Raw genomic sequence first — 5,219 nt, 5'->3', positions numbered from 1 at the left:
TGGCCATCACCGGCGCGCCGGTGAGCTTCTCGCGGCCGGTGACGATCGCGGTATTGCCTTCGATGCGGATGTCGGCACCGAGGCGCAACAGCTCCTGCGCGTGCATGAAGCGGTTCTCGAAGATGGTTTCGCGAATCGTGCCCACGCCTTCGGCGTAGCAGTCCAGCGCCATGAACTGCGCCTGCATGTCGGTGGGGAAGCCGGGGTGCGCCATGGTGTGCAGATTGATCGACGCGGGACGCCGGCCCTGCATGTCGACCTCGATCCAGTCCTCGCCGGTCGACACTCGCGCGCCGGCCTGCTGCAGCTTGACCAGCACCGCGTCGAGCGCATTCGGGTCGGTCTTCACCAGCCGCACCTTGCCGCGGCTGATCGCGGCGGCAACTAGAAAGGTGCCGCCTTCGATGCGATCCGGAATCACCGCGTGGCTGGCGCCATGCAGATTGGCCACGCCCTTGATGACGATGGTGCCGGTGCCGGCGCCGCGGATCTTCGCGCCCATCGCGGTCAGGCAGTTGGCGAGGTCGACGATCTCCGGCTCGCGCGCCGCGTTCTCGAGCACCGTTTCGCCATCGGCGAGTGCCGCAGCCATCAACAGGTTTTCGGTGCCGGTGACGGTGACCGTGTCGAAGTAGATGCGCGCGCCTTTCAGCCGGGCCGCGCGGGCCTTGATGAAGCCGCCTTCGAGTTCGATCTCCGCACCCATGGCCTTCAGGCCCATCAGATGCAGATCGACCGGCCGCGCGCCGATCGCGCAACCGCCGGGCAGCGACACCTCGGCATGGCCGCGCTTGGCGAGCAGCGGGCCGAGCACCAGGATCGACGCGCGCATCGTCTTCACCAGCTCGTACGGCGCGACACAGGTGGTGATGCCGCTGGCATTGGCCGTGAACAGGCCCGGGCCGGGACTGGCGACGGCAACCCCCATCTGCGCGAGCAGCTTCTTGGTGGTGACCACGTCGTGCAGGTCCGGCACGTTAGAAAGATTCAGCTCGCCATCGATCAGCAGGCTGGCGCAAAGGATCGGCAGCGCCGCGTTCTTGGCACCGCTGGCAGCAACTTCGCCGGACAGCGGGCCGTTGCCTTCAATCAGGAATTTGTCCATTCAACTCTCGTGACTCGGTGAAACCGCGCCTCACGCAAAGGCGCAAAGACGCGGAGGAACAGCGAAGCATCAAGACCTTCAAAAGGCTTCTGCTTCTCTTGGCGTCTTTGCGCCTTTGCGTGAGACCGCCGTTGATCCTCGACGGGTTCAGGCTGCGCGCGTCTTCAGCGCCAGCGCATGAATCTCGCGGCCCATCTTCTCGCCGAGCGCGGCGTAGACGGCCTGGTGCTGCTTGACCATGCTCAGGCCGGCGAAGCCGCTCCAGCTGACGTCGGCTTCGAAATGCTGGCCGTCGTCGCCTTTGACTTCGATCACCGCACCCGGCAGGCCGGCATCGAGCAGGGCCTTGATCTGTTCCTTGGTCATCATCGGATTACTTTCTCAGTTTGTAGCCGGTCATCAGCATCCACAGCGCGACCGAGGAGATCGCGATGAAGAAGCCGGAAGTCCAGGCGAGGCTTTGCCAGATCGACACATCCGAGCGGCCGAAGAAGCCGTAGCGGAAGCCATCGATCATGTAGAAGAACGGGTTCAGGTGCGAAGCCTTGAACCATATCGGCGGCAGCGAATGCACCGAATAGAACACGCCGGACAGAAAGCTCAGCGGCGTGATGATGAAGTTCGAGAACGCCGCCAGGTGATCGAACTTCGAGGAGACGATGCCGGCGATGATGCCGAGCACCGCCAGCGAACCGCCGGCGAGCAGGAACATCGCGATCAGCGCGAACGGTTGGGCGATCGGCAGATCGACGAACGGAATCGCCACCACCAGCATCGCGATGGCGACGAGTGCTGCGCGGATCAGGCCAGCGGCGACATGGGCGAAGAAGAACTCCCAGTGGCCGAGCGGCGCCATCAGCAGGAACACCAGGCTGCCCATGATCTTGGCCTGCGCGAGACTCGAAGACGAGTTCGCGAAAGCGTTCTGCAGTACCGTCATCATCACCAGCCCCGGCAGCAGGAACTGGGTGTAGGTGACACCTTCATAGACTTCGGCGCGGCCGCTCATCGCCTGCGCGAAGACCAGCAGATAGAGCAGCGCGGTGACCACCGGCGCCATCACCGTCTGGCCGAGCACGGCCCAGAACCGCATCACCTCTTTCTTCAGCAGCGTGTAGAAGCCGAGTTGGTTGGCGTTCATTTCGAGGCTCCCTGCGCGCTGGACAGCGCCTTGCCGGTCAGCTCGATGAAGATGTCTTCGAGATCCGGATCGCGGGTCGAGACATCGGCGATGCCGATGCCGGCCGAGCGAAGTGCAGCGAAGACGCTGGCGATCGGATGCTTCTCGCGCTCCAGCTTGAGCTCGACGGCGCCCGCCTTTTCCGTGGTCACCAGTTCGCGCAGGCTGGCCGGCAGTTCGGCGCCATCGACCAGCTTCAGGGTCAGGAAGCGGAACGGGTGGCGGTTGAGCAGCGCTTCGGTGGTTTCGATGACCCGCACCACGCCCTTGTCGATGATGGCGATGCGCTCGCACATTTCCTGCGCTTCTTCGAGGTAATGCGTGGTCAGCACCACGGTGGTGCCCTTCTGATGCAGATCGCGCATGAACGCCCACAAGGTGCGGCGCAGATCGACATCGACGCCGGCCGTCGGCTCATCGAGAATCACCACCGGCGGCTTGTGGACCAGGGCCTGGGCGATCAGAACCCGGCGCTTCATGCCGCCCGAGAGCGACCGCATCATCGCCGTGCGCTTGGCCGAAAGATCCAGGCGTTCGAGCATCTCGTCGATCCACGGCCAGACTTCCCTGCCGGCGCCGTAATAGCCGGCCTGGATGCGGAGCATGTCGACGACGTTGAAGAACGGATCGAAGACCAGTTCCTGCGGCACGATGCCGAGCTGCCGGCGCGCGGTGCGCCAGTCGCGCACAGTGTCATGGCCGAGCACGGCGACGCTGCCTTCGTCGGCACGGATCAGGCCGGCAATGATGCTGATCAGGGTCGACTTGCCGGCGCCGTTCGGGCCGAGCAGGCCGAAGAATTCGCCTTGCCGGATGTCGAAACTGAGGCCGTTCAATGCCTTGACGGCACCGTAAGCTTTGCGGACGCCGCTGATCGACAGGGCGGCCGTTGGGGAGGTATTCATGGATGTCGTGATTATATCCCCCGCGCCCGCCGCCACCGGCGGCGCGCCGTGCTTCGACGGCTACACTGCCCCGAACCCTGCAGGAGGCTGCCGTGAGCTACGAGTACAACCCCGCGTCGACCCGCTTCGAATTGCCGAACCCGCATCGGGTCGAGAACCTGTTTCTCGGCGCGGCGTCGGTGATCTGTCTGGTCTGCGCGGTATTCGCCCTGCTCGGCGCCCGCCATTCACTGCAACTGGGCACCAATGGCGCCGCGGTGGCGCCGGTGGTGATTGCCGCCGTGCTGCTGCTGTTCGGCCTGGTGTTCGGCGTCAAGGCGCTGCGCCAGCTGCGCTTCTTCTTCGGCCGCGATCAGCCGGCGGGCCTGGCGCCGCAGCTGCCTAAGGATGTCGAAGGCAGCAGCCCGGACGGTGAAGGCCTGCGCGAAACCATTCGCCAGAACGCGATCAACTACGCGGTGCCGACCGGCGCGATCGACAACCTGCTCTATTCGCTGGTTCGCGATCTGGTGTTCTCGCCGCGCCGCACCCAGTACCTGGCGCGCGCCGAGTTCCACAACGCGCTTGGCCTTGCCTTCCTGCTGCTGTGCTTCGGCGTGTCGATCATCGGCGTCGGCTCAGGTGCGGTGCGCGGCTGGGTCGGCGCGCTGTACTTCGTGCTGGTCAACGCCATCGTGCTGCTGCCGCTGCGCCAGGGCGCGCTCGGCGGCCGCAAGCTGTCGATCCGCGCGATCGTCGCCTTCATCATCGCGGCGATGATCGGCCCGCTGCTGCTCAGCCAGGCGATCGGCAATACCGGCAGGCCGTTCAACGGCGCCGTGCAGTTCGTGCCGGTGACGGTGGCGATCCTGGTCGCGGCGCTGATCGCCGCTTCGCTGCTGCTCAAGGCGGCCGTTGCCCAGGTAGTGCGGCCGAACCAGATCGCGATGGCGCAGCGGCTGCACACGATTTCGATGAACGCGCCGCCGGGGCAGATCTTTCTCGAGTTCGATCGCGAGATGCAGCGCAGCTGGACCGAAACGGTGCCCAACCGCGTCTATCTGCGTAAACCGCCGAAACTCGGCAGCGCACCGGCCGGCAGCTTCGAAGGCCATGCCATCGAAGAAACCCAGCCGCTGCCGAACGACATGGAGCCGCTGAGCCTGGCGCGCTGCCTGTCGCTGGACACCTACCGCTGGCTGCTGATGCTCGACGCCTTCTCGCTGCTGGCCACCGCCAGCGGCGCCGGCATGGCGCTCTATGCGGCGCAGGTGCCGCAGCAATGGGGCGCGATGCTGATCGGTTTGTCGCTGCTGCTGATCGCCCGTTTCGGCTTCGATGGCGGCAATGCGCTGTGGCGGCGTTTCGAGTTCACGTCGCGCATCTACTGGCTGGAAGCCCACGGCAACTACCAGCGTGCGCAGACCTCGATCGGCACCCTGCTGCAGGACCGGATGAAGACCCAGAAGGAGATCGTCAACGTCGAGGACATGAGCCTGCGGCTGTGGGTGGCCGAGGTCGATACGGTCAGCTTCGGGCCGGATACCGAACGCTCGCTGCTGTCGATTCGCGGCCTGCCGGACGAAGCCGAGCGGCTGTCTGCGCATCTCGCCGATTTCGGCGTGCGCCAGGCCTCGATCATCGCGCCAAGCTCGCAGACCGATCTGCAGCGCCTCGCCGTTCTCGACAAGATCAATCCGCCGCAGAACGCTGGTGGCGCGCTGCCGGCCGGCGTGCAACAGGCGCTCGGCGTTGCGCCGGCGCCTGCAGCCAGCGCTACCCGCTTCTGTACCCAGTGCGGCACGCCAGCCAATGCCGATGCCGGCTTCTGCGGCCAATGCGGGACTCGCCTGCCGGCGCTGCCATCAACTTCCTGATCCCTACCTTCCGCCTCCCTTGAGCACTGCCCTCGTCTGGTTCCGACGCGATTTCCGCGTTGCCGACAATCCCGCGCTGATCGCCGCACTCGCTGCCCATGATCAGGTCCTGCCGGTCTACATCCACGCGCCGGACGAAGAAGCGCCGTGGCAGCCGGGTGCGGCCAGCCGCT

6 protein-coding genes are annotated in these 5,219 nt (G+C 65.6%); 2 read left to right on the top strand and 4 right to left on the bottom strand.

All coding sequences use genetic code 11. The features are described from left to right. From murA to QZY06_RS01325, 4 genes are all read right to left on the bottom strand, one after another. Positions 1–1,105: UDP-N-acetylglucosamine 1-carboxyvinyltransferase (gene murA, locus QZY06_RS01340; RefSeq protein WP_295679197.1), on the bottom strand; the 1,105-nt coding region annotated here is incomplete at its 3' end. A gap of 147 nt (positions 1,106–1,252) precedes the next feature. Next, positions 1,253–1,471: a BolA/IbaG family iron-sulfur metabolism protein gene (locus QZY06_RS01335; RefSeq protein WP_028475284.1), complete on the bottom strand. Its 219-nt coding sequence runs from the start codon at positions 1,469–1,471 to the stop codon at positions 1,253–1,255. A 7-nt stretch (positions 1,472–1,478) separates the two neighbouring features. Further along, positions 1,479–2,246 (bottom strand): ABC transporter permease, encoded by a 768-nt coding sequence (locus tag QZY06_RS01330; RefSeq protein WP_295679191.1) that lies wholly within the window; start codon positions 2,244–2,246, stop codon positions 1,479–1,481. Further along, the gene (locus QZY06_RS01325; RefSeq protein WP_295679188.1) at positions 2,243–3,190 is read right to left on the bottom strand and encodes an ABC transporter ATP-binding protein; all 948 of its coding nucleotides are present in this window, start codon (positions 3,188–3,190) and stop codon (positions 2,243–2,245) included. The genes QZY06_RS01330 and QZY06_RS01325 overlap by 4 nt, the downstream gene beginning before the upstream one ends. Positions 3,191–3,282: 92 nt before the next feature. Between QZY06_RS01325 and QZY06_RS01320 the strand changes: the two genes are divergently transcribed. Together QZY06_RS01320 and QZY06_RS01315 are read left to right on the top strand one after the other, a co-directional pair. Next, a complete protein-coding gene (locus QZY06_RS01320; RefSeq protein ID WP_295679185.1) occupies positions 3,283–5,046 on the top strand; it encodes a zinc ribbon domain-containing protein in 1,764 nt (587 codons plus the stop codon). A 19-nt stretch (positions 5,047–5,065) separates the two neighbouring features. Continuing rightward, positions 5,066–5,219: deoxyribodipyrimidine photo-lyase (locus QZY06_RS01315; protein ID WP_367275532.1), on the top strand; the 154-nt coding region annotated here is incomplete at its 3' end.

Origin of the sequence: uncultured Nevskia sp. (assembly GCF_903885465.1) — a bacterium.
In the GTDB taxonomy this organism is placed as follows: domain Bacteria; phylum Pseudomonadota; class Gammaproteobacteria; order Nevskiales; family Nevskiaceae; genus Nevskia.
Note: the sequence above shows the minus strand (reverse complement) of the source record. Positions and strands in the feature narration are given on the sequence as shown.